Consider the following 25,860-nt stretch of genomic DNA (forward strand, 5'->3'; position numbering starts at 1 on the left):
AATATTCAAATTAGAGATAGAATTGATTTATTAGAAATATAACTCGTACCAATCGTTAATCTTTCACGCCTTTTACTAATACATCACTCCTATCTGATATTTACGTTATTGCAGACTCATTAATAATTTTCTTGTCAGCAGGTTTAGCAAGACTTATTTCGTCAAACACCTGCATGCTAGCCCGTAGATTGACCAATAGTGACAAGGGTTCCAGTTCTGTTGTTTTAATCTTTTCTATATCCATTCTATCTATGCTGTTTTCCGGTACGTCACCAGAAAAACTCCCTTTGAGAGAATCGAGGGGAATATCTTCATTTACGCTAATAACATGGAGTAAGGCTGTCATCAACATCAGCTCCGCTTGCTCAGTTGTACTGACTTTCCCCACAAAAGGGGCGCTCAATAAGGCCGTAGTGCCAACCTTGGGAGTCAACTCAAACTGACTGTCAAACCATAGCGGTGCGGGCCTTCGATGAAACATTCGTTGATCATCAACCCGAACCTTTTCCCCAACCCCTTTCAATCTTTTATTCTCAAGTACTGATGACATTTTTATGTAAATTGAAACTTGGTCATTATTAATTTGGTTGGGTATAGCCTGAGGCTTAATTATCAGCGATGTGAATTGAGAAGTTAAACTACTCGATAAAAAATCAGACAGTGACAGTTCCAGATCCAGTAACATTGTTATATCCTGATTTAGATAAGCTTCGCCGGGTCAGTCCCATGTGGACTAACAATTATTGATATGATTTAGTGTTGAGACTGTTTACATTAATATGTATAAATACAATCTGTGTTTATATTTCGACAATAACTCTTTATTAATACGGCTTCGCCGGGTTAGTCACAATAAGGACTAACAAAAAATTGAATATTAACTAAAATTATAACTTGATAAATAATTAATCAATCCAACTAAATATTAACCCAATAAAGATTTATCTATTCCATATTTATCAAGCTTATTATTAAGACGTCAGTACAAACATAATGTGAATAAATTGTTTGATTATTTTTCATTTGCAATCATTTTGACTAAATCATCACAACGCTTGCCCACTTGACCAGCCCAACGGGAGTTTAGCATTTCATGCTGAGTGGAGCTAATATCTTGCCTTTCGAGCGCTGCCAACATGTTTTTAAACCTCAATAATCCCCCCACCCCAAGGTTAAATGCCATGTTTAACAAAACCAACTGCTGAGACTCTGACAGTGTGGCTATCCAAGGAAGACGATAACTCAGTCTTAACTCCAGACGTTCAATATCATTTGCAAGCATCATAAGCGCCTCCTCCTGACTTATCCCAACGTCATCTAGATTACGCCCCACCCCTATTGTATTTTTGCCTGCTGTGCAGCGATAAGGTTTAAGCATCATACCTTCATGTTGAATAAGCATATCTGTCAACTTCTTACGGGAGTGCAGATTTAATAGCGTCATGCCGCAACTCCTTCTTTGATCAACTCAGCTTCAGGTAATGTGACTAATAAAGTTTGCCCCAACTCGGTGATATCAACGCCAACTTTATGTTTGCCACAATGTTGAACCAAGGAACCAATTTTACCTTTTAATGGACCTGAAAGTACTCTGACTCTATCTCCTTTGGCAAAAGATATCGGCTGAGCTTCCATCTCCTGATGAAGCTTATTAAGCTCTGTTAACATCTCTATCTGTTCATCAGGAATTGTCACAGGGTAACCACCAAAACGGAGGAAATAAGAGAACCCCATTAAGGTTTTGATCTCATGCTGGCCGTGAACATCACAACGAGCAAAAAGGTATGACTTAAACACTGGCTCCTCAATAATTTTTTTCCTATCACTCCAAATCTTCTCTACCCATCTCATGGGTAAACAAGCCTCAAATCCACGTTCAATCAAGCGGGCATGTAGTTTTTTCTCCGCATTGGGTTTGGTATAAATTGCATACCAGCATTGCTTATTATTCACTCTAGATCTCCTTTCATTAAATTTAAGGAAACATAGCCCCATAACGACACAAAAAAGTGGCTATCAAAAATTTAATATGGGAACGATATTTTCCAATCAACTGGCTTCGCGGAGCTTCTCTCTAGCGAGTTGAACCCGTTTTCTGACATTTGATTGACTTAAGCTTAAGAGAGTTGCTATCTCCGGATAATCAAGCTCATTAATAAAGCGATACTTTAGAATTTCTTGAAGGTTCTCTGGTAAAGTTGACCAACATTCAGATAAGTTAATGATTCTTTGCTCCCTAACAAGTTGATCCTCAAGAACTTCACTGACACCTTCGGAAAAGTATACATTTCCATTGAGATGACGAACCTTGGTAATCAAAGAATTATCTCTCTTATGCTGTCTTAAAATATCCATACACACATGGTATGCAGTTCGGCAAACAAATGAATATAGGTTGTCAATTTCAGGGGACTTATCTTTAATGAATAAATATGATTTTTCCCTAGTAACAGATAGTGCATCATCAACCTTATCTAAATGTCCCTTTAACCATTTCCTACAACAATTACTCAACCTTTCTTCGTTTAAGCTCCATGCTCTCCAAAATTCATTAACTAACTCATCTTTCATTTTTAATTCGTAAAATGTATTTTCTAATTCTTTTTTAACTCTTAATTCGTAAATTTCATTTGCTCGTTTTTCTTTCAATTTTAGTTCGCAAAAATTAGCCATTGCATATCCGCATTTGTTAATTATTGGTTTCTACATGACGCTATTCCCCATTGTTTTGTGAATATCTAAGGGCTGTTGAAAATATATCAAAACCTCCTATAGACATATCGCAAGTAATTGAAAAAAATGATTTTAATATAGTTCAACAATCAAATGCTAAATGGTATATTATATAAACAACAAAAATCAAAGGTCCATATAGATCAAGTATTTAACAGTACCGCTAATATTACAATTTTACAATATTACTAAGCACTCTCATTCGTCATGTTATAAACATAAATTAAAAAAATAATTAAATTCAATGAAATAGGAAGTGAAAAAGTAAATAAAAGAGAGAGGATACAGGTGAACACAGTCTCGCTATTCAAGTAATTACTTACCCTACGTTAAGCTCGAGTAACCACTGCAAGATATGGATTATGCTTAGCGCATGATTATTTTAAAAAGTTGCAACTTTCTAGTTTAGTATCCTTTATTATCGTAGTAAATAGACATAAATATATATTCCATGAATGATTCACTAAAGCTGACTCAAAAACATTATTGAGTTCTCAATATAGAGTTTATGCTAGTTAAGGCTTTCATTGTTGAATGACTCTCACATCCAACAATGATTAAGGAGCATTAAGGTAGGAGATCAAGTATTAAACGCATTGATAAAAAAGCCAGAAGCAGAAGCAAGATAAAAATATCGTTAACCTCACATTTAAAGGTTAACGATAACAACTTGTAGGGTGCGTTTACTGCTTATTCTCAAGTGCTGAAAGGTAAGTCACCAATTCAGCAAGCTCCTCTGCACTTCTATGCTTAGAGGAGATAAGATACTTTCCGTTAACCAGTAACGAAGGAACACCACGTATTCCTGCGAGCTGAGCCTGAGTATCGTAATTAGATACCGCCAGATTGACGTCGACAGAATTTATGGCATTCTCAACATCTGTTCGCTTAACACCTTGCTTGACGAAATAATCTGTTAGCTGATCCTTACGAGTAAACGCCAGCCCTTTTTCATGGATACGTTTAAATATATTGCCGTGGAACTGTGGGCTCAGTTTAAATTTTTGCGCTAAGTAATAAGCCTCTTGACTCAAAATCCAACTTGCCCGTCCCGCACCAATCGGGGTTCTAGCAAACTCGACCTTTCCCTTAAGCAAAATCTCTGTTTCTGCAAAGAGTGGATCCTGACGATAACAATGAGGACAGTTATAGGAGAAAAACTCTCTCACAACCGGAACACTTGGTTCAGGGATCCCAGTGACCAGCGTATAATCAACCCCCTCTACATAAGGCTTTGCCTGAACGCTCACTGATATCAAACCTACGACCAAGAGAAACAGGATTACGTTTATGGGACTTTTCATTATTTTCATCTTATCTCCGTTAATTAGCTCAGTTTAATAAGTTGATTCTCAAAGTAGCTAACAATCGGTCAGCATACTCATTGGATTTTTATGTTGATAGTCAAACTTTAAATCTCGAGTGATCTTACTACCATCGATCACTTTCGCCATTTGAGTAACCTCCCCAAATTCAGGTTCTGGCAGAGAAAGAAGTTGTGCAGCTTTAGAATAGAATGCTTTACGTGTCGGATGCTCAGCAGCACATAAGTTATAAATAGCATCAGTTTTCTCACTCGTTAACACACAAACAACAGCACTGATACAATCATCTAAATGCACTATGTTTACAGGAGCATCAGCACCAGCCAAATCTTTTTTACCCGCCAAAAATCGACCGGGATGTCTTGCTGGTCCTACGAGCCCTGCAAAACGTATCACACAGCTGTTGCTCTCACTACTAAAAAGCCCCTCAGCCTGTAATAGGATCTCACTTGCCGATGAATGAGCTTGAGCATCTTGTTCTAGGATCAATTGTTGTAATGTGGGGTAAACACCGGTAGTGCTGATAAAGATAAGTTTTCTATATTGATGGTTTGCGATAATATGCTTAAGAAGGCTCAACCGCTGTAGATAGGCATCTGGGGACTTTCGGATCTCAGGAGGGATATTAATCACAATTGCATCTGTGTGAAGGTGAGTTGTTAACGTTTTCTCATCGATACCTTCATGGTCCAGATCTAAGGTAAATCCAATGATGCTTTCTCGGTTCAATTCACTAGCAGCAAGGCTTGTCCTCTTACTGCCACTTACCACAAAACCCTGTTTGATTAATTCTCTTGCCAACGGCAAACCAAACCAGCCACAACCTACAATACTCACGGTTTTAATGTTCAAGGTATGTCCAATACACCACAATTTGTGACATCATAGCTAAAGAGACATTAAGTTACCAGAATTAGCCCTGTAGCTCACCCCCCTTAACTCTCACCTGCAACACCATTAAAATAAAAGCTTATACCCATTTCAGGTTGTAATGCTTTTATTGCTCCTTCTGAAAGTTCCTCGACTTTAAGCACTTGCTCAACCGATACTTTCTCCTGCATTAAAAAACGCAAACTCGACTCACTGCCATCGGGCTCACAGGCCCACACATGGGGTTGTTTAACCTCTTTCGTCGTCATCATCACTTTGCCTATGCTCTTATCGGAAAGTTGCACAATCGTCCCAGGAGGATAAATCCCTAAGATTTGAACTAAACAAGACATCAATGCTTCATCATGTTTACCCGCTCTATTCTTAAACAGATAACCTAGTGCAACTTGAGGAGAGCGTACTGTCTCGGCCCATAACTGTCGGTCAAAATCATTAGCCAAACTGACAATTTGCGTGGTAAGAGGTATTTTTTTACCTTTCAAGCCATCAGGATAACCCGAACCATCCATAAATTCATGGTGATGAAGAATGATATGAAGGACCTTTTCAGGAAATAGCCCTGACTTGCTGATCATATCGTAACCAAAGTTAGGGTGCATTTTCATAAAATTAGCTTCATGGTCTGTCAAAGCCACCTTCTTACGTCGAATATTATCAGGTACTTTAAGCTTGCCAATATCATGATATAAACAACCAAGAGCAATATCCTTCATATCCGACATATTAAGTTTCATCGCTTTGGCTATCATCAAAGCCACCACAGCAACTGAGATCCCATGCTGAGTAATACTGCTGTCTGACTCTCCAGCACTCACAAGTGCTAACTCTGGAAGTTCAACCTCAGACATATGCTCTAACATCTCTTCAACTAAAGCGGCAGAGCAACGATAAGCGCCCTCGGGATCGCTCCCTGTTTTACTAAAAGCGGATCGACAGTCATTCACACTCTTAATGAACCTTTGCTGACTCACTCTTAGGGATTTACGCACCTGCAATTTCACATCAACTTGCGGAGCAACCTTTTCAACTTCTGGGAGTTTCTCACTGCTAACTTCAACCTCTTCAGTTAGCAACTCTTGCCCAGCTAATAAAATAACATAAGGGATACCTAAGCTTTTTATCAGCTCGATTTGAATTTCTTCTTTAATTTGAATTCGATTAAACAGGAAAGGATGATTCTTCCAAGAAATTGGCAACTTTATCGTGAGCCCGATCTGTAACTTAGCTAAAGGTAAATGTACCTGTTCGGCTCTAGCCACTCCGTGAACCTCCAATAAAGATTATGTTTAGGTAATGAATTCTTAGAGACGAGTTTAACGTCTAACCGTATTTCCGTTAAGTATAATACTCTCTAATAGAAACGTACTTAACTTATAATGGATAACGATAGAACACAGAGTAATTTATCCTAAGCTTAATGTTAAAGTAACAGCCATTAACTGACTGTTTTCACCAATTTATACATTCAACGTCACTTTAAAGTTAAGTTTAGACATTAAAAATCTGTTTTATAGATAAATTTAGTATATTAAAATATCAGATCGGCAGGGGTTCCTGCTCTTTATTTATCGTCTAAAGCATAAACGAGTCGAGCTCAAAGACCTTAGCGATATCAATATCTAGATCACTCATTCCTGTTCCAATCAGCGAAATAGTAATTCAACCGCTTAGATTTAAACAGGTAGATAAGACTCCAAAACAGAATTATGCCGTCTAATCCCATACTCCAACTGTACAGATAATATGAATTGATACTTCTCTCAATCAGCAACAACCCATCGAGTAATAATAGCAATAAGAGCAGCCACTTAAACTTGTTAAAAAGGGGCCGTATCCAAGCAGGTGAACGTTTACGTTCAGCAATGATAAAAGCGTAAAGCAGTAATGCGCCAACGCCAGCGATTAACGCCATGATAAAATCAGCTTTCTGAGGATAAAAGAGTGTCACTAAGCCTGTGCGGTCACTGGCTTGTGTCAAAGAAGCGATGAAGATACACCAGCCTCGAGCAATAAACACTAACATCAGATATAGGTATATGGGGGGTTTAATATGGCCTTTATCATCAAGCCAAGTAATATTACTAAAATTCACAAACTTACCTTATAATCTCTTTCTTGCTGAAGATATGGAGACAAATAAAATAAATTCAATCCCGATGGGAGATCATAGAAGGAATAACCCTTTACCAAGTTAGGCAAAGGGCCAGATTCAACGTTCTAATCTAATGAGACCGTTCAAGCTGTCACACTAGGCTTGTTGACACTAGTAAAAGTCGTTAATGCATCTAAGTTGTGCTTGGTTTCATCATTTGAAACAGTCACTTGAGCTGCTTCAACCTGATGCCATTTTCCACAGTGTAAGTATGAGAAGTTTGCCGCACCAGATTGCCAGTCTTCATTAAGAGACATGCGCAAAGTTACGTTCTTATGCTCAACTGGCTGGCCGCCAATGAGAATTGAAGAGAAGTCAAATCCATCAGCGACAACCAAAATATTGCACGAGTCCACCGTGCACATATATGACCACTCACCGACAAATTGTGAGATCACATTAACCGGTGGATTGATTGCTTGAAAAACATGGCCGACACCATTCACCGTTTTATCGACGGTATTAACCACCAACTCTAATGTGAGTTGAGATGCACCTAATAAAGGTTGGTCCGCAACAGAAGGCGAAATAATATAGGAAACGCGAAATAATCCAACCTGATTCTCTTTACTCATGAGTAATTCCTTTTATGATAAACAACTAAGATGAACACGTACTTTCCATAGCAATATGGACAAGCAGAATTAAAAGTAGTCAATAGAGGAATATCTTCGTATTACACCGTATTACAGCAATGAATTAAGTATGAAAAGTGGATGAAAATAGAGAGATTAAAGAAAAATCTGGATACCTATTTACTTATTGGTATCCAGCTAATAGACCAGGGTTATTCAGTTGAAGAAAGTAACAATAGCAGCGCCTCTTCGTCGATAACCTTTACTCCTAAGTCCTGAGCTTTGGTTAACTTAGAGCCCGCAGCCTCACCAGCCACTAAGCAATCAGTATTTTTAGAGACACTGCCGGCCACCTTTGCACCCAGAGCCTGTAACCTTGCTTTAGCGTCATTGCGATTAAGTTTAATTAATGTGCCTGTCAATACCCAAGTTTGGCCTTTTAAAGAGAGCGACTCCTCTGCCACTTCTTCAATGTCAGGCCAATTAACACCGGCCTCGATAAGCGAGTTCACGACTTCAAGATTGTGAGGCTGAGCAAAGAAGTGTGTTAAATGTTGAGCAACAATAGTCCCTACATCATCCACCTTAATAAAGGTTTCGGCATCGGCAGTTGTCAACTTATCTAACGTCTTAAAGTAATTAGCTAAATTAGCTGCGGTTGCTTCCCCAACTTCTCGGATCCCTAGAGCATACAAAAAACGGTTAAACGTAGTGGTCTTGGCCACTTCAATAGCAACGACTAAGTTTGTGGCTGACTTCATGCCCATACGATCTAACATGGTCATAGCTGACGCCGTCAGTTTAAACAGATCGGCTGGACTTTCAACCAACTCTTTATCAATCAACTGTTCAACCACTTTATCACCCATGCCATCGATATCCAGAGCTTTACGGGAAGCGAAATGTTTAATGGCCTCTTTACGTTGAGCCTTACAGAATAAACCTCCAGTACAACGTGCTACCACCTCACCTTCAATCTGCTCAACCATACTGTCACACACAGGACATGTTTTCGGGAACTCAATATCAGCCGCATCATCAGGACGTTTTTCGGCAACAACGGCAACGATTTGCGGAATAACATCACCAGCACGTCGAACAATAACAGTATCACCCACTTTCACGCCTAAACGAGCAATTTCATCGGCATTATGCAAGGTTGCATTTGATACTGTGACTCCGCCAACAAAGATAGGCTTAAGTCTGGCTACTGGTGTTACAGCACCTGTGCGTCCAACTTGAAAATCAACTCCTTCAAGTAGCGTCATCTCCTCCTGAGCCGGAAATTTAAACGCGGTAGCCCATCTTGGCGCTTTAGCGACAAAACCAAGCTGACCTTGATGTTTGATACTGTCCACTTTGATCACGACACCATCAATCTCATAATCAAGAGAATCTCGACGCGTCATAATTTCAGTGTAGTAGGCCACCACAGCACTCACATCGTGACATTGTTTAACTTCCGCACTCACAGGGAAACCCCATGATTTAAGCTGCATCAATTGACCATAATGAGTGTCTGCCAACGGCCAAGACTCTGGCTCAACCACACCCAGTGCATAGGCGTAAAAGCCTAAAGCGCGGCTAGCCGTTATCTTACTGTCTAACTGCCTAAGGCTCCCCGCTGCGGCGTTCCTTGGGTTAACAAACAACTTATCTCCCTTTTTTCTAGCTCTTTCGTTGAGCGCGTCAAACGCCCTCTTTGGCATAATCACCTCACCTCGAACTTCGAGCAGAGGAGGAAAATTGTCGCCCCGTAACTTAAGAGGGATAGAGAGAATAGTACGCACATTTTCAGTGATGTTTTCACCAGTTGTACCATCACCCCGCGTTGCCGCTCGCTCGTAGACGCCGTCACGGTACAGTATGCTTACAGCGAGTCCATCGAGTTTAGGCTCACAACAGAAACTGGGGAGTTCACTTGTTTTACCGCTAATGCGTTTATAAAAAGCCTCAAACTCCTCTTCACTAAACACATTATCTAAACTCAACATGGGTTTTAGATGAGTGATTTGCTCAAACTTAGCTAACGCGATACCACCAACCCTTTGTGTCGGTGAAGTGATAAGACACAGCTCCGGATTCTCCATCTCAAGCTGTTTAAGGCGATGAATTAAACGGTCATACTCGGCATCGGGTACACTCGGTGAATCTTCAACATAATAACGATGATTATGCTCATTAAGTGTGTCGGTTAGTTGTTTGATCTCTGCTATCGCGTGCATTTTATATTTCCAGAAACGTGAAAAAGGCCGCAAATAGGCGGCCTTTCTAATTTAACTTTTACAGGTATTAGTCAAGCTGGGCGCGAATACGTTGTAGGTACACTTGCTTAGTACTTTCGCTCCACTGGACTCGGCCACCATCTAAGAGTCGGCCACTAACATCGTCGGCAAGTTGATGAGCTGAATTAAGCATGATTGAGAAGTTCATCAATGGATCACCGTGACAGGGGAGTGTCATAAATAACACCACACCTTCCGTGGTAAACTGCTCCATGTTATCCAGATTAAATATCCCTGGTTTCACCATATTTGCCAATGAAAAAAGGACTTTCCCGTTGCCAGCATTGTCTTCATGGCGATGAAAAATATCCATATCCCCGAACTTGAAGTTTAACGAAAGTAGGCAAGGCAACAATTCTGCACCATTTAACTCTTCACCTTCATTAGCCACCACATGTAACACCAACACATCCTTTGGTTCACCTAATGGTTTAATTGCTTCAACTTTTACTTCAGGCTCAGGTATCGGTTCAACTGCAACTGCAACTTCATCCTCAACAGACTCGAACAGTGAACTTTGGCTATTCTGGCCTAAACCTAACTCCATCTGCCCCTCATCGTCCTGAGCGTCGATAGAGATCACTGGATCCATCCGTTGGCGTGAACTTCGTTGTACTGGCTCATCGGTTAGGGCAAATTTTTGCTCAACATTATCTAGATCAACGGTATCCACTGAAGCGGTAAAATCTTTAACTATAGGCTGTTGCTCCTCTGGTTCAGGATCTACAGCATTTTTCTTAATCCTCACCTCTCCAATGCCATCAGAATCGAAACCGTGTGAGTCACGAGACGATGCTTGGTGCTTATAAAAGCCCGTCATAGGGCTCTCTTTTAGCGATTTAGGTTGCTGCTTCCTGATGGACCAAAAACCATGCACAAGTACCGCGATAATTGCAATCGCACCTATTACAAACAATACCAGTTGCAAATTTTCCATTGGTTACCCTGTCTTTCCTATAAATTGTTATACCGCGTCGGCCATCGCCACCGCTTCTTCAATATTGACTGCAACTATACGTGAAACTCCGGGTTCATGCATAGTGACTCCTATCAGCTGATCAGCCAATTCCATGGTGATCTTGTTATGACTGATATAAATAAATTGCACGCTTTGAGACATCTCTTTAACCAAGCGACAAAAACGCTCGACATTGGCATCATCTAAAGGTGCATCCACTTCATCTAACATGCAAAACGGTGCTGGATTTAGTCTAAATATCGCAAACACCAATGATAAAGCGGTTAACGCTTTTTCTCCACCAGAAAGAAGGTGAATTGTACTATTCTTTTTACCCGGCGGTCTTGCCATAATGGTCACACCGGCCTCTAACAGATCGTCATGGGTCAAGGCTAACTGGGCACTGCCACCACCAAATACTTTGGGGAAAAGTAAGCCTAAATCTTTATTGACCTTATCAAACGTATCTTTAAAGCGAACTTTGGTCTCTTTATCAATCTTACGAATCGCTTCTTCAAGGCTCGTTAATGCCTTCGTTAGATCGGTATCTTGACTGTCCAAATAAAATTTACGTTCACTTTGTTGCTCAAACTCTTCAATGGCCGCTAAGTTGATCGCCCCAAGGTGAACAATCCTTGCTCTAATCCTTTCAAGCTCTCGTTGACGGGCCGCCAGAGAAACATTCATATCCATGCCTGCGTGGATTTTGTCCACTTCTATCTCTTGTTCCTTGAGCTGCATAGCTTGACTGTCAGCTTGACCTTTAATTCCCTCACGACGTAACTTTAACGTGCTGATAGATTGAGTCAAGCGTTCTATCTTTCCAAGCTCTTGTTTTTTCTTTAAACCTGCCCTATCACTCGCTTCTTCTAATTGAGCTTGCTGCAGGCGTACTTGTGACAATTTATCTTGTTTTACTTGCTGCTGTGCTAAAGCATGACTTAATTGCTCTGTTAATGCACTTAACTGTCCATCGCCTTGGCGGTCTTGCTCTAAAAGCTGCTGTTCTAACGCCATTTTGGCTAACTTAAGCTCTTCAATTCGCTCTTGTTGTTGAACAATGGCTTGCTCTTTAAGTGCCTGCTTAGTTTTCAATGCTTGAATGCGACTATTTAATGCGTCCAACTGACTCTTGAGCTCGTCCCTATGAATTTTAAGCCCTCGATCTTGCATGAGGTGGGTTTGATACTCACTCTCAAGTTCAATTAATCTTTCGCTTGCATGCTTATATCGCGCTTCATCTTGAGTAAGCTTATCAGCTAATTTATTCAGCTCCTGCTCACCGTGTTCAATATCAAGCATTAGCTGTTTCAGCTCAATCTCTAATCGCCCAATACTCACCTTCTGCTCTGCAACTCTCTGTTTGGATGATGTTAACTGTGAGCTGAGACTGGCTATCAATAATTTTAACTGTTGCAGCCGCTCTTGGCCGAGATTGAGTTCCTGTTTCAAGGACTCCAACATAGCAGCCTGTTCATAGCTGGCACGGTTAATCTCATTTAACAGCGCCTCGGAATCGCCAATACTTTGCTCCAGCGCTTCTTGCTCTCGTTTTAATTGGACTAAAGAAGCTGAATCAGTGCCTTTTTTAATGCAAAAACCTTTACCCAACAGGTATCCATCAGCCGTGGCAATACGTTCATTATCAGCCAGAGAATCAAGTCCCTTTTGGGCTAACGCTAACGTTTCAACCCAGTGAACATTGGCTAGCCAAGGAGATAAATTTGCATAAGCATGAACCCCATGCCAGCACTGCTGCTCAAACATGGCAAAACCCATTCCATCATGCTCTTGTAATGCTGGCACTTTTAACAAGCCATCAAACAGAAGTTCTACCGCTTTCTCCCATCCAGGCTGAACATCAAGCAACTGCCATAAGGCCTGCCCTTCCATTTCACTCTCATCAGGAAGAAGTTTTGACACTAAAGAAAAACGACCACGCTCTTCAGCTAGAGATTGACTCAAAGCCTCCTGCTTAGCTTTTAACTTAATCTGAGTTTGATTAGCAGAGTCAAACCTCTCAACCAATTCATCGATGATCTCCTGTTGGGTAACCGACTCTTCAGTGAGTTGTTCAAGTTCATCTAACTGCGCCTGTTCTGCATGATTAGCACTGTTAACCGTCAGCTCTTCAAGTTGCAATGTCACCTTAACGCTTTGCTGTGACTTATGCTCTAGCATCGACTGATGATGGCTTAACTTCCCACGAGCTATCTCCTGCTCCAGTCGATAAGTGGAGACTAACTCCTTATGCAAACTCGCCGCTTCAGCCAGTTGCTCTGTCTGAACGCCCTGTTTATGCAACTGGTTTTTAACGTAACTGACTTGTTCACTCAAGGTTTCAAAAGCGGGCGTTAAATGAGTCAATTCAGATGAGAGCTCAGCCGTCATGACTTCATCGACACTAAGCAACTCAAGCTGGCTAGTTACTTTAACCACAATCTCTTCGATACGCGTGTCAATATGTGCATCTTGCTGTTGTCTGTGTTTAAGCTCCTGTTCAAGTTTGGCGATGTGAGTTCCACAAAGATAGAAATCTTCCACCCTCTTTTGTTCTTGTCCATCAAGTTCGACCGACTGGACCTTAAGTTGCGTCAAGCTTAACTCAGTGCTCTCTTTTAATGCTAAAAGCTCAGCCAAATCCACTTCAAGCAGATTAATTTCGCCGGTTAACGTCTCCATCAACAGGTTTAATTCGCTATAGCGGCTCACACTCAGTTCAGCGTCTAATTTACGCTCTGAGAGCTTTAATTCCCGATACTGTTTGGCTGCATTGGCTTGATCTGCCAGTTTATCTAACTGACGACCTAACTCGTTACGGATATCACCCAGTCGCTCTAAATTTTCTCGGGTATGGCGAATACGGTTTTCAGTTTCACGGCGACGCTCTTTGTATCTGGAGATCCCAGCGGCTTCTTCGATGAAGACTCGTAGATCTTGAGGTTTAGATTCAATGAGTCTAGTGATCGTACCTTGCTCAATAATGGCGTAACTGCGAGGTCCAAGACCGGTCCCCATAAAGAGATTGGTAATATCTTTACGACGGCACTTCTGGCCATTAAGAAAGTAGTTAGAATCACCATCACGACTGACTTGACGTTTGACGGAGATCTCTTGATAACCGGCATACTCCCCCGACAATCGCCCATCTTGATTATCAAACAAGAGTTCGACACTGGCCACAGAGACAGGTCGTCTCGCGGTTGAGCCATTAAAGATGACATCTGCCATCGAATCTCCACGTAGATGCTTAGCAGAGCTTTCGCCTAGCACCCAACGCACCGCATCGATAATATTGGATTTTCCACAGCCATTAGGGCCAATAACAGCGGTTAATGGATTAAGAAATGGTATTTTAGTTGGATCGACAAACGACTTAAATCCAGCAAGTTTTATCTGTTTGAGTCTCATGGTGCCAGTTAGGTCGTTTTCAGCTAATGTTGTAATAGCAATAAATTAGCGGAACAGAGCTTATTAAGTATTGATTTTCTGGATGCTACTTTACCAAAACAGGCAGTATTTTGTAACGTTTTTATTATACCAGCAGCGATTTACTGCTTGTCATCACCATCTGACTGGAACACAATCCATTTAAGCATTTTCTTATTCGATAGTCGTGTCTAATTTATGAACCAAACTACTGAAAGATCCCCAAAAAGTGGGGTTAACTATTTTCTCGATGGATTTAGCCTCATCAAAGTCAAAGGGCTAAGAAGCTTTGTGTTTATTCCCTTGATGATAAACCTAGTACTATTCGCCAGTGTGATCTATTTTGCTATCGGTCAACTCGGACTCATGTTTGACTGGGTTTCTGCTCAACTTCCAGATTATTTGAGTTGGTTAAACTTCCTGTTGTGGCCATTAGCAGTGCTTACCTTGCTTGTAGTACTCTCCTTTTTGTTCAGCTCAGTAATGAACTGGCTAGCCGCCCCTTTCAATGGGCTACTTGCAGAGAAAGTGGAACAATATCTCACAGGCAAAGACCTGAATACCGGCACGACAATCGATTTAGTCAAAGATTTACCAAGAATTTTAGGACGAGAATGGATTAAATTAAAATACTATCTCCCCAGAGCCATCATCTGTCTGATTCTATTTTGGGTCCCCTTTATCGGCCAAACCTTCGCACCCATAATCTGGTTCCTGTTCAGTGCCTGGATGATGGCTATTCAATATTGTGACTATCCGTTCGATAATCACAAGGTGCCTTTTGATGATATGAAGTTTGCGCTCAATCAAACTAAGGGAAGTAGCTTTAGCTTCGGTGCCACCGTGACCCTATTTTCAATGATCCCTATCGTAAATTTTATCGTCATGCCAGTGGCCATATGTGGTGCCACATCCATGTGGGTAGATAAGTATCGCGAAGCTTATAAACACCCTGACATCGCGCCAGAGTAACGTCTCCGGTAACGTTTAATTTAGGTTTAATCTTACCTATTTAGTCGGATTATTTGTATTGGATAGAATTGCAGAAGGGTCAAACCTTCAGCAACTCTATCGCCTCCAGCGAGGTATGTGCACCCTTGTTTCGAGAACGTTCTGTGACACACTGCAAGTACGTCTGACCTCCATATATGGAGGGAATGCAGAAAAATGTCTGGTTCATTTTCTGCCCTGCAAGTTCTACGACAGCCAATAATTTCCACGTTAAACAGCCAGTTGACCTTCTAACCCTGTCATCCCGAACGGGTTTCAGACTCCTAATTAGCTTTGTCTTCAGTTTCAGCTGTAGCGAGCTAAGCAATGGTACTAACTTGCTACTTACTCATTATTTAAACAGTGTTATGGTATTTTAAAATACGCAGAGTAATTAGGGAAAGGCGTCCAGATGTTGCATTTGGTTCCAAAACCAAAAGAACCCAAGATATCACACACTGTCAACCTCATAGCTCTACTTTCATCTCTCGCTCCTAAGCAGATAATTTATACCGAGATAGATCGTTCAGTATAGTAAAGACTTCATCTTTACTTGTTAGATTGAAATCTTAGTAGAGAAGATGTAGGTTACTTGAGTAATGCCTTATGTAAGTACTTATGCACCAAGACTACACATCCTTTACCTAGTCATACACTAGAGATCTACTGCCCATCATTCGAGCATGAAAATAAAATGGAGTCCCATGACCTCAAAAAGAAAAGCTCAAATCCACAACTTACTTAAAGGAATTGAAACGGGAGACGCTGAAGCGGTACGGGTGGTCAATCCGGATAAATACATACAGCATAACCCAGTACTCGATGATGCACTGTCATCGCTACACGCTGCATTATCAGAGTCAAATTCAAACGGCACTTTTGCGATCCAATATGACAAATTACACCGAATACTGGCGGAAGGGAACTTTGTACTGTCGGTCAGTGAAGGGCATTACCAGGGGAATCACACCTCTTTTTATGATCTCTTTCAGGTAGAAAAAGGCAAAATTATCGAGCATTGGGACACGACAGAAATCATTTTGCCCAAATCAGAGTGGAAGAACGAAAACGGTAAATTTTAGTTGGCAATAAGCGTAATACACTTGTTGTGTGACAACCTAGTCAAGCTTGGAAAAAGCCAAAATGACCAATAAAATCGGTTTATTCTTTCTATTAATCACTGCTATTTTTCAACTCACCTTTAGTCATCCTGCGGTAGCAAAAGAACATGTTTGTAAAGTAGCGGATAACGTCTACCGATATGGCGATGCTAGCTTTGGTTACTACTCCATGTTTATCATCACTGACGAGGGCGTTATCGTCATTGACCCCATGAATGTTGCACATTCAAAAGGCATGTTAAAGGCCATAAAAAAACTGACAGGTCAACCGATTCGTTATCTACTTTACAGTCATAACCATTGGGATCACATCAAAGGTGGTCATGTTTTTCGCGAGCAAGGCGCAAAAATTATCGCCCATAAAGAAGCCGCCGAGTGGATGAAAGCTAATCCTCATCCAGATCTCGTGTTACCAGATCAAGTATGGAGTGGAAACCGCCATGATCTGGCGTTAGGCGGAAAGAAAATTGAGTTACATTACTTTGGTATCAATCACGGCTTAGGCATGACTACATTTATACTACCAAAAGAGAAAATTGCCTATATCGCAGATTTAGTGACCCCAAATAGACTCCCATTCTCTATTGCCGATTTTAATATCAAAGCCTTAAGGGCAACACTTGATGAACTCGTCAAAATGGATTTTTCAAGAGCCGTCTTCTCTCACTCGCATGCGCAAGAGCCTGTTGGTGGTAAATCCGATATCATTGATACCCAAATGTTTTTTACAGATTTACAAAATGCCATTTTTGCTGAGTTTAATAAAGGCACTTCGTTTTATCAAATGCCAACTAAGTTGACACTTCCTAAATATGAGCCCTGGGGTTTTTATAATGAATGGTTACCTATCAACACTTGGAACATGATGTTTCAACTGGAGATGGGACCTTTCCCATGGCGAGTCGTAGACAAGGAAATCGAAGCCAATCAAGAGTCGTTAACCGACTAAACCGTCTTCATGTACTGTTTCGGTGTCAGTCCAAATTGTTTAAAGAAGCGTTGACCAAATCGAGATTCTGACTGGTAACCACAGGCCAAAGCCAGTTCCAGCTGTTTATAGGGTCTGGTCTGCATCAAGCTCAGTGCATGAAGCATACGCGCCTCGCTAAGGAGATCACGATAGGTAGTACCCTCCTTGGCCAATCGACGGGTTAAGGTCGACTTACTCAAGGCAAAGTGCTCGCACAGCTCATCAATCAGATGAGCTTTAGCAGGATTGCTACTAAAAAAACGGCACACTCTCTCGCGCATTGAGATAGCGGACACAGGAAAAAGTAGGTGCAGCACCCGCTCCTCTAACAACACCTGATAAAAAGCATTTAAATACTGTTGTTGAGTCTGCACATTAAATGCGAGTTCTTGCATGGCAAGTAACTGTTTTAACGCAAAATCGAGCTTAGCGCTCGTGCTCACTTCTGGCGACTTTGCCTGATAAACGGCAACATCCGCCATAGCCTCAATAATGGTTGACGCAGGAGCCGACAAAAAACAGATCTGTACCGAACGAAATGGAATATTTGATGGTAGATTGATAAAAGTAAGCGATTGATCTGCATGGGCAAATAACCATTTTCCATTATCGAATGTTAAGGTCTCTGTCTGCCAGTTTAATAATTTATGGCCTGTTTCAACCAAGATAATACTGGGGATATAAACGGGCACGTTTCGTAATGCTTGTGGCTGTGCACTTTTAAAGCGATGCACACTGATTAAATTAGCCATTCTATCCCCATGATATATAAAATTTTACCGTACGAACGTTGCAGTCAACACTGCTTTGTCTAACGCTATGCTGTTCAGCGTAAAGCCGACAACTGCAGGGGGAATATCCGCTGGCAGATCGATCTTATCTTGCGGCAATGCCCACACAGTAAATTGGTACCGGTGCATACCGTCACCTTGTGGAGGACATGCTCCGCCAAAACCGGGTTTACCAAAATCAGTACGGGTTTCAAGACCTTTGGTTATCTTGGCTCCCTGCGCTAAGTGCAAGGTTGTTACAGGTAAATTAAGTACGGTCCAATGCCACCAGCCACTGCCGGTAGGCGCATCTGGATCAAACGCCGTGATAGCAAAGCTTTTTGTTCCCTTTGGCGCCCCAGACCAAGAAAGTTCAGGTGAGACATTGCCACCATCACAGCCCATTCCTGAGAATTCAAACTGGCTGCTCATAAGCTGGCCTTCGTGGATGTCTTTACTCTTGAGCTCTAATGCCTGACTTGAAAATGATGCAGCTGCTGCCATTAGGATAATTAAGGTTTTCAGTTTCATAATAAGCTTCCGGTTAATAAACTGAGATAATGGTAAGTTAAAACAAACAGCGTAAGTTAACATTAAAGCTCAAATAGATTAAAAATACTATCAATATGAACTTTAGAGTTTAATTTAAGCCATAAAAAAAGCATAAATAGTTGATACCATCTCTACTTATGCTCTGTGTATTAAACGACTAATCGCTGAAATAGACGCTAAAAATCACACTCTTCAAATTGGGTTAACTGCTCACTGCAGGCTTCTATTTGCTTACGTAAGCTTCTAGTTTGTACCGCCCAATAACCCATGTAAAACTTAGCCGTTTTCAATTTTCCTTGGTAAAATTCAACTTCTGTGGTGCCAGCCTCAAGTGCAGCTAAAGCCGTCGACGCTGTGCGTGTCCACATCCAAGCCAACGCTGTGATCCCTAAAATTTGCATATATGCCATAGAGGCAGCACCTAGGATATCCGGATTTTTCTCAGCATTTGTAGCAATGAACTGGGTTGCTTTTTCAAGATCGCCAGATGAATCCATCAGTCCGGCAATATAGGGCTTCATCAGCTCATTGCCTATATTCTCACCAATAAGCTGTTTGACAAGTGCAGACCAACTCATGAGCGCCGCGCCTTTATCCGACAGTATCTTACGACCAACCAGATCCAGTGCCTGAACACCATTAGTGCCTTCATAGATCATGGCGATGCGAATATCACGAACAAACTGCTCCATGCCCCACTCGTGAATATAACCATGACCACCAAAAACTTGTTGCGCATCAACACAGGCATTAAAGCCTCTATCCGTCACAAAGCCTTTAACGATTGGAGTAAATAGTGCGGCTAACTTAGATGCCGCTTTAGCTTTTTCAGGATCACTATGACGCTCAGCTTTATCCAGCCATAGCGCTTGCTGGCCCATCATCGCCCTCGCCCCTTCATTAAAGGCTTTTTGCGACATCAACATACGGCGAACATCACCATGCACTAAGATAGGATCCGCCGCCATTTCAGGTGCCTTAACACCACTTAAGCCACGTCCCTGAATTCTGTCTTTGGCATAGAGAAGTGCATTTTGATAGGCAATTTCAGAAACACCTAAACCTTGTACACCAACAGCCAATCGAGCCAGATTCATCATGGTAAACATGGCTCGCAAACCTTGATGAGACTCGCCAACAAGCTCGCCGATCGCACCGTCAAAATTCATCACGCAAGTTGAGTTTCCATGAATTCCCATCTTGTGCTCGAGTGCTGAAGCACACAGTGTATTTGCTTTTCCTAAGCTACCGTCTTCATTAACCAAGAACTTAGGAACTGCAAATAATGAGATCCCTTTTACCCCTTCTGGTGCATCTGGTAGCCTTGCTAACACTAGATGTATTATATTTTCTGCTAAATCATGATCCCCCGATGAGATAAATATTTTTTCACCTGAAATAGCGAACAAACCTTCACCCGCTTCAACTGCTTTGGTACGTAACAACGCCAGATCGGTACCCGCGTGAGATTCTGTCAAGTTCATGGTACCAGTCCACTCACCCGTCACCAACTTCTCTAAGTATTTCTGCTTTAGTGCATCACTACCATGCGCATGGATCGCGGCGTAAGCACCATGAGTGAGTCCTGGGTACATGGCAAACGCCATATTCGTTGATGTCTTCATCTCAGTGGCAAACACACCGATAACTTCAGGAAGACCTTGACCACCAAATTCGGGATCACAGGTTAATGTGCCCCAACCATTCTCCACATACTGCTTATACGCTTCCTTAAATCCCTTAGGGGTAATGACATTTCCATCAAGCAATTTACACCCTTCGACATCACCACTACTATTAAGAGGTAGCATAATCTCGGTAGCAAAATCAGCAACGCCCTGCAAAATAGCATCGCTAAGATCTGCATCGATCTCATCGAAACCTTTTAGCTCTGTCTCTTGATAGATGTTAAGCAGTTCATTTAGTACAAATTGATAATCTCGAAGTGGTGCTTGATATGTTGGCATTGCCTAATCCTTTTTTTTATACCAGCTAATAAAATTCAGACTTTTCATACAATAGTTTCAATCATGCGTTTAAATACTGTTTTTTACAAGAGACAGTTTACGTCAACGACAAATAAGACTTTTTCATTACAGATTAACAATATCTGATCATACTTGTTTCTATTTGATCTTAAACAAGTTACCTCTATTATTCGGCGATAATAAATATGAGAGTTACATTTATTATCCTAATTCAGGCGTTGTTTTACCAACCGAACAGCTTAACCGTAAATTGAAGACAAGTTCCTCTTATGAAAAAGAGTAAAACACGCTAAGCTAACTCCGTTATTATTCCGACGACCGATCAAGAATAGTGCGTTCAGTATTTTGGAATGGAGAGACAGTTCATGGGTTCAGTGACAACCAAGAAACACGTTAATGGCTTAGAGTACGTAGATGTGGATACGCCAGCATGTAAAGCCAGAATTTTTTTACAAGGCGCACAAATTGATTTTTTCCAGCCTAAAGGCCAAGCCCCATTACTTTGGGTTTCGAGTGCCGATGATTATCAAGTAGGCAGCGGTATAAGAGGCGGGATCCCCGTTTGCTGGCCTTGGTTTGGTATGAATGATAATCCTGACTGGCCGCAACATGGATTTGCTCGTACCCGTTTATGGGATCTTGAATCAGTAAAGATGCAAGACTCTGGTGTCGAACTTAAATTCACCCTAAAAATAAGAGAAGATGATAAACAATATTGGCCACATGATACCCGTGTCGAGATGCTGTTTATCTTAAATGACAGTTTAACGGTCTCTTTAAGAAATACTAACTTATCTGATCACCCGATTAGCTTCACCCAAGCCCTACATACTTACTTCCCTATTGGTGATATTGCTAAACTTAAAGCCACTGGTTTTGAAGGCTCTCAATATATTGAATTTGGTGACGGTCCTTTTAAGCAAAAAGGCGATGAGGTATTGTTCGACAAGGAAACTGACCGAGTCTATACCAAGCTAAGTGATATTCAAGCACTGCATACCCCTACGGGGATCATTGAAGTCGGTCGCGAGAACAGTAACTCAGCCGTACTCTGGAATCCTTGGATAGACAAGTCTCAACGTTTATCTCGATTTAATGCCGATGACTACCTTTCAATGGTCTGCTTAGAAGCCGCTAATGTGCTCGACGATAGGGTGACATTGGCTCCAGATGAATCTCATGCCTTAACGACCAAGATCCGCTGGAAAAGTTAACCAGCACAAGTTAACCATTTATCAATGGCCGACAATCATTCGGCCTTTTTTGTCTCTCAGGTTAACTACAGCGCTCTCGATTTAACGACAACGACGACCTCTCTTTGCAATGGGCTGCTTGGAAGCCGCTAATGTGCTCGACGATAGGGTGACATTGGCTCCAGATGAATCTCATACCATAACGACCAAGATCCGCTGGAAAAGTTAAGTCATTTCTCACATATTTGTGTTTTCATCATGCTAGACTCAAACACTATTGACTGGCTATAGAAAATCACTATTGATGAGCAGTACGTTATCCCGAGCAAAGCGGCTTATGCTCGCTCTCTTTTTTATCTGTACCTGCCTACTCATAGCAATAATGTTTAGCTATGAGTGGCTTGCCATGAAAATTGCAAATCAATATCTAGTCAAATATAACACCCATATCACCGAAATCAGCATACGACCCCACTCAATCACCCATTGGCAACTGCCAAAATTGACATTGAAGGTGAATGGAAGCGAAATCAAAATCAAAGATGTCGACCTCATATTCGATAAACATCTCTCTCTATTTAATTTTTCTGCTGACCAACTGTTGAAGATTGCATTGGGTAGCATCGATGTCACCCTTAGTCCAAACATGCTCACGAATGAAGGCAAAACGTTTGACTCCCAAGGACCCACTCTGGCGTTGAATATCGCCCAACTTCCTCAAATAGATATCGGTTATACCCAGCTCAAGTTTAAAGGGATCCCGTCCACGAATTTGAGTATAGATTTAGCGTACCTAAGATTAGATAAACAGGGACAATTAACCAGTCTGCTCAATCTACAGGGCAAAAAAATTTTCGCCTTAAATGCTCAGCTAAATGAAAAAAAATGGACTATTTCAACTTCCATTGTCTTCGAGCAGCTTCAAACCCTGTTAACCCAAATAACCCAACAAGTTCATGATAGCAGTGCGTTAAGTTTACTGTTACAGGCAAAAGCAAGATTAGATAAACTTGGATTGAAGTTTAATGGCACTCTTAACAGTCAAGCTGATTTAAACCTTAAAACCGCTCAGTTATATTCCATTCATGAGCTGGTTGACACTGAAGTCACCTTAACTAAATTATCGAATTTAACCATACAGCCAAGCACGCTAGCCCTGCTGCCAAACACTTCAGTTGTATTCCCGAATGCTGAACCCCAACACTCGCCTAACCGGCTTATTAAGTTTGAGATAAACGGTCATATAGCAGATTTATCATTAACCCTGCTCCCTCTCTCTCTACAACTGGCACCTAATCATCAACAACAGGCAGCACTGCTCTCATTTATCAATGATGAGAAGTGTAACAAAATCATCAATCTGTTACACCTCGGCAATCAAAAAAATAAAAAGGAGTCTAGTAAGTTAACGCTAGTGGCCTCATTAAATAAGCCGCTCTCCTATTCATTTCAATCTCGAGAGATAAAAGCACAGCATGTGCAGTTATCACTTGAGAATGAAAATGTCACAGCAACAAGCTCTCTAAAAGAGCTAAACCTTAAACTTCCCGTTGATGATAGCGGTCCAACACTCAATAGTCAGTGGTCGCTCAAGGCTCAAACAAAAAACAGATTGGGGCTTGAACAGCTTTTTGATGAGAACCTAACCTCGCCCAAACTCACGCTGGCTAAAACGTCACTCGTTATGCATGGAGAGCTTAAGCTAGCGCAGCTGAATAACAAAGCCCTCAGCCCAAGTCATCAGGATCTCCAGTTCAATGATGTCCAATTAAGCCTGAATGTTGATAAAGAGATACGGCTCATCAGTGAAGGGTTTAGCGTAGAAGCTGTTAGTGATGACAAAAATGCAGCGATGAACATGAAAGTTGCATCATTCTCCTTATTTAGTCACTCTCCCCTTCAAGCCAGCTATGACTCTGGTGCCGTTTCATTCGTGTTACCTAGCCTAACGCTAGCCCTAGGCCCGATAAGCTACTATCATCCTCAACCTTCAGCTAAAGCTAAAGAGATAGAATTTAAAGCTAATAATTTAACCTTTTATGCCATAGCGCCAAGTTATCTCACTGCAGAAGTCGCTTCAGATAACAAACATGATCTGGCAAATATGAGTTTTCAATTCACCGGTTCGACATTCTCACTCGTCTCTTCTGGGGTGAGGTTTTTAGATAAGCAGCTAAGTTCACTTATTGATAAACAGGAAAATGCACAAGCGCAATTAACCCCACCGTCTGTTTCAATCTCAACCCAAGAGGCAAGGTTTACTTCGTTGGATACCTTTATCGTAAACAGTGTTCATGACAACACGAATACTGACACGGGTAAGACTAGCGGCTGGTTAACGATACAACTCCCCAGCTTTACATTGGAACAAACAGACACTGAATTCATCCATATCTCTAGGCAAGAGGGGCAAACTGTCGTTGAAAATAAGGAGGCAAAAGCTCAATCTCCCACACCAAGAAATCAAGAGGTTACAGGCCTTCTCCCACAACTATCAATGACAATATTTGAACCGACAACCCTAGAATTGAATCTGAAAAATGGCATTAGTTTACCGCGATTACTCAGCCAAACATCTTGGGTGAATAACGCTAAGTATCATATTGAGGGTTTAGAGGTAACGCGTCTTTATCACAAAAATAAGCGTCTTAGAACCGAAAAGCTATTGCAGCTTTATCAAGGCACAGTGACACAAACGTTCAATTGGAATACAACACGCTTAGTCACCCATGAGCAATGGGAATTCGATGAACTAGAACTCAACTCAGAACACAAGGTAACACCTAATCTGACTCATAAAGGTTTGACCCCGCTATCCATTGAAGGGCAAGTTAACCTTGATACTGAATTTAGTACCATTTTAGCTGTAGTTGAAGCAACTTATCCTCTACCAACTGCATTTTATGCCGATGGACATGCAGCGCTCAATGCGAGTTATAAGTTTACCCAAAAGATGGTTTTGGCAAATAAAAAAGATGATATGTCGACTCAAAAAGTCAGCCAGTTCGTTTTAGATTTCGCTCCAACACTCAGCAAACTCAGCGGTAGCATAAATGAGTTACCGTTTGAAGAGGCTACGATGGATGCCAACTGCCAACTGAGCTTACACAACAGTCGAGAGAGAGAGACTCTGGACAGTAAGGAGCAAAGCACACTCTCCTGCCCTGATATAAACCTTTCTGCTACAGCTTTTAATCCAGGCGTGCTTATTGAAGATTTCAACTCTCATGCCAGCCTCTCAGTTTCTTTGGATTCAGAGCACCCTATCGATCCTGCACACAAAGAGCCGTCAGCAAACATACTCGCCAATCTATCAGATCTCAATATACAGATGAATGCCGCTGGTAAGCTTTTAGGCGGTGAGTTCACCCTACCTGAGTTCAGCCTTAAACTGAAAGAACGTTCCTACGGGTATTTAGTTTTACAGGGGCTCAGTTTAGCAGAACTTATTGCCATCCAACCTCAAGTAGGCCTTTATGCTGACGGTACATTCGATGGTGTACTGCCCGTAGAACTGGTCGACGGAAAAGTCTCTGTAAGTGGTGGACGACTGGCCGCCAGAGCGCCGGGAGGACTTATTACACTAAACGGTAATCCTGCCGTTGAGCAAATGAGAAGCTCACAACCCTATCTGAATTTCGCCTTTTCAGCTTTAGAACATCTTGAGTATTCGCAACTTTCCAGCAGCTTCGATATGGAACCATCGGGAGATGCTATTTTAAACGTGAATGTAAAAGGAAGAGCAAAAGGGATTGAACGACCTATCCACTTGAACTACTCTCAGGAGGAGAATATGTTACAGCTTTTAAAAAGTTTGCAGATAGGTGATAAATTGCAGACTCAAATTGAACAGTCCATGAATTAAATATTCAAACTGAGGCGTTCAGCTTATCGTCATCTTAAACGGGTTATAGTTCGTATATAGCCA

Annotated in this window: 20 protein-coding genes and 1 pseudogene; 6 read left to right on the forward strand and 15 right to left on the reverse strand. The window is 41.5% G+C overall.

Features of this window, described 5'->3' with window-relative positions:
* Positions 1 to 100 precede the first annotated feature (100 nt).
* The 12 genes from HWQ47_RS15760 to HWQ47_RS15815 all read right to left on the reverse strand — a co-directional run bounded on the left by HWQ47_RS15760 (position 101) and on the right by HWQ47_RS15815 (position 14,330).
* Entirely contained in the window at positions 101 to 685 is a 585-nt protein-coding gene (locus HWQ47_RS15760) for a hypothetical protein (RefSeq protein WP_269967020.1), read from the reverse strand.
* A gap of 327 nt (positions 686 to 1,012) precedes the next feature.
* Positions 1,013 to 1,444: a glycoside hydrolase family protein gene (locus HWQ47_RS15765; RefSeq protein ID WP_269967021.1), complete on the reverse strand. Its 432-nt coding sequence runs from the start codon at positions 1,442 to 1,444 to the stop codon at positions 1,013 to 1,015.
* Entirely contained in the window at positions 1,441 to 1,953 is a 513-nt protein-coding gene (locus HWQ47_RS15770) for a UpxY family transcription antiterminator (RefSeq protein ID WP_269967022.1), read from the reverse strand. Before HWQ47_RS15770 ends, HWQ47_RS15765 begins: the two co-directional genes overlap by 4 nt.
* A 96-nt stretch (positions 1,954 to 2,049) precedes the next feature.
* Positions 2,050 to 2,673: an RNA polymerase sigma factor gene (locus HWQ47_RS15775; RefSeq protein WP_269967023.1), complete on the reverse strand. Its 624-nt coding sequence runs from the start codon at positions 2,671 to 2,673 to the stop codon at positions 2,050 to 2,052.
* A 743-nt stretch (positions 2,674 to 3,416) separates the two neighbouring features.
* Positions 3,417 to 4,037 (reverse strand): thiol:disulfide interchange protein DsbA/DsbL, encoded by a 621-nt coding sequence (locus tag HWQ47_RS15780; protein WP_442802062.1) that lies wholly within the window; start codon positions 4,035 to 4,037, stop codon positions 3,417 to 3,419.
* A 57-nt stretch (positions 4,038 to 4,094) separates the two neighbouring features.
* Positions 4,095 to 4,910, reverse strand: coding sequence for an SDR family oxidoreductase (locus HWQ47_RS15785; protein ID WP_269967025.1), 816 nt, complete (start codon positions 4,908 to 4,910; stop codon positions 4,095 to 4,097).
* An 83-nt stretch (positions 4,911 to 4,993) separates the two neighbouring features.
* Positions 4,994 to 6,208: an HD-GYP domain-containing protein gene (locus tag HWQ47_RS15790; protein ID WP_269967026.1), complete on the reverse strand. Its 1,215-nt coding sequence runs from the start codon at positions 6,206 to 6,208 to the stop codon at positions 4,994 to 4,996.
* Between the two features lie 365 nt (positions 6,209 to 6,573).
* The gene (locus HWQ47_RS15795; protein WP_269967027.1) at positions 6,574 to 7,041 is read right to left on the reverse strand and encodes a DUF2919 domain-containing protein; all 468 of its coding nucleotides are present in this window, start codon (positions 7,039 to 7,041) and stop codon (positions 6,574 to 6,576) included.
* Positions 7,042 to 7,184: 143 nt separating this feature from the next.
* Entirely contained in the window at positions 7,185 to 7,676 is a 492-nt protein-coding gene (locus tag HWQ47_RS15800; protein WP_269967028.1) for a DUF1842 domain-containing protein, read from the reverse strand.
* 212 nt (positions 7,677 to 7,888) lie between these two features.
* Positions 7,889 to 9,901 carry an NAD-dependent DNA ligase LigA gene (gene ligA, locus HWQ47_RS15805; protein ID WP_269967029.1) on the reverse strand — a complete coding sequence of 671 codons (2,013 nt, stop codon included), beginning with the start codon at positions 9,899 to 9,901 and terminating at the stop codon, positions 7,889 to 7,891.
* A 67-nt stretch (positions 9,902 to 9,968) separates the two neighbouring features.
* Positions 9,969 to 10,898: a cell division protein ZipA gene (gene zipA / locus HWQ47_RS15810; RefSeq protein WP_269967030.1), complete on the reverse strand. Its 930-nt coding sequence runs from the start codon at positions 10,896 to 10,898 to the stop codon at positions 9,969 to 9,971.
* 27 nt (positions 10,899 to 10,925) lie between these two features.
* Positions 10,926 to 14,330 (reverse strand): chromosome segregation protein SMC, encoded by a 3,405-nt coding sequence (locus HWQ47_RS15815; protein ID WP_269967031.1) that lies wholly within the window; start codon positions 14,328 to 14,330, stop codon positions 10,926 to 10,928.
* A gap of 216 nt (positions 14,331 to 14,546) precedes the next feature.
* Here HWQ47_RS15815 and cysZ point away from each other — a divergent pair, with 216 nt between their 5' ends.
* The 3 genes from cysZ to HWQ47_RS15830 all read left to right on the forward strand — a co-directional run bounded on the left by cysZ (position 14,547) and on the right by HWQ47_RS15830 (position 17,408).
* The gene (gene cysZ, locus HWQ47_RS15820) at positions 14,547 to 15,320 is read left to right on the forward strand and encodes a sulfate transporter CysZ (RefSeq protein ID WP_269967032.1); all 774 of its coding nucleotides are present in this window, start codon (positions 14,547 to 14,549) and stop codon (positions 15,318 to 15,320) included.
* 722 nt (positions 15,321 to 16,042) lie between these two features.
* The gene (locus HWQ47_RS15825; RefSeq protein ID WP_269967033.1) at positions 16,043 to 16,420 is read left to right on the forward strand and encodes a nuclear transport factor 2 family protein; all 378 of its coding nucleotides are present in this window, start codon (positions 16,043 to 16,045) and stop codon (positions 16,418 to 16,420) included.
* Between the two features lie 61 nt (positions 16,421 to 16,481).
* A complete protein-coding gene (locus tag HWQ47_RS15830; RefSeq protein ID WP_269967034.1) occupies positions 16,482 to 17,408 on the forward strand; it encodes an MBL fold metallo-hydrolase in 927 nt (308 codons plus the stop codon).
* Here the strand turns inward: HWQ47_RS15830 and HWQ47_RS15835 are convergent.
* The 3 genes from HWQ47_RS15835 to HWQ47_RS15845 all read right to left on the reverse strand — a co-directional run bounded on the left by HWQ47_RS15835 (position 17,405) and on the right by HWQ47_RS15845 (position 20,718).
* Positions 17,405 to 18,181, reverse strand: a complete 777-nt coding sequence (locus HWQ47_RS15835; RefSeq protein ID WP_269967035.1) for a helix-turn-helix domain-containing protein — start codon at positions 18,179 to 18,181, stop codon at positions 17,405 to 17,407. The genes HWQ47_RS15830 and HWQ47_RS15835 overlap by 4 nt on opposite strands.
* A 24-nt stretch (positions 18,182 to 18,205) precedes the next feature.
* The gene (locus HWQ47_RS15840; protein WP_269967036.1) at positions 18,206 to 18,730 is read right to left on the reverse strand and encodes a YbhB/YbcL family Raf kinase inhibitor-like protein; all 525 of its coding nucleotides are present in this window, start codon (positions 18,728 to 18,730) and stop codon (positions 18,206 to 18,208) included.
* A 197-nt stretch (positions 18,731 to 18,927) separates the two neighbouring features.
* On the reverse strand, positions 18,928 to 20,718 hold the full coding sequence (locus HWQ47_RS15845) for an acyl-CoA dehydrogenase C-terminal domain-containing protein (protein WP_269967037.1): 1,791 nt from the start codon (positions 20,716 to 20,718) through the stop codon (positions 18,928 to 18,930).
* 386 nt (positions 20,719 to 21,104) lie between these two features.
* Between HWQ47_RS15845 and HWQ47_RS15850 the strand changes: the two genes are divergently transcribed.
* The 3 genes and pseudogenes from HWQ47_RS15850 to HWQ47_RS15860 all read left to right on the forward strand — a co-directional run bounded on the left by HWQ47_RS15850 (position 21,105) and on the right by HWQ47_RS15860 (position 25,797).
* Positions 21,105 to 21,953, forward strand: a complete 849-nt coding sequence (locus tag HWQ47_RS15850; protein ID WP_269967038.1) for a D-hexose-6-phosphate mutarotase — start codon at positions 21,105 to 21,107, stop codon at positions 21,951 to 21,953.
* Between the two features lie 109 nt (positions 21,954 to 22,062).
* Positions 22,063 to 22,161, forward strand: a pseudogene (locus tag HWQ47_RS15855) (D-hexose-6-phosphate mutarotase); the annotation flags it as partial.
* Positions 22,162 to 22,269: 108 nt separating this feature from the next.
* Positions 22,270 to 25,797, forward strand: coding sequence for a YdbH domain-containing protein (locus tag HWQ47_RS15860; RefSeq protein WP_442802230.1), 3,528 nt, complete (start codon positions 22,270 to 22,272; stop codon positions 25,795 to 25,797).
* The last annotated feature ends 63 nt before the right edge of the window (positions 25,798 to 25,860 follow it).

The organism is Shewanella sp. MTB7, from assembly GCF_027571385.1.
GTDB lineage: Bacteria > Pseudomonadota > Gammaproteobacteria > Enterobacterales > Shewanellaceae > Shewanella.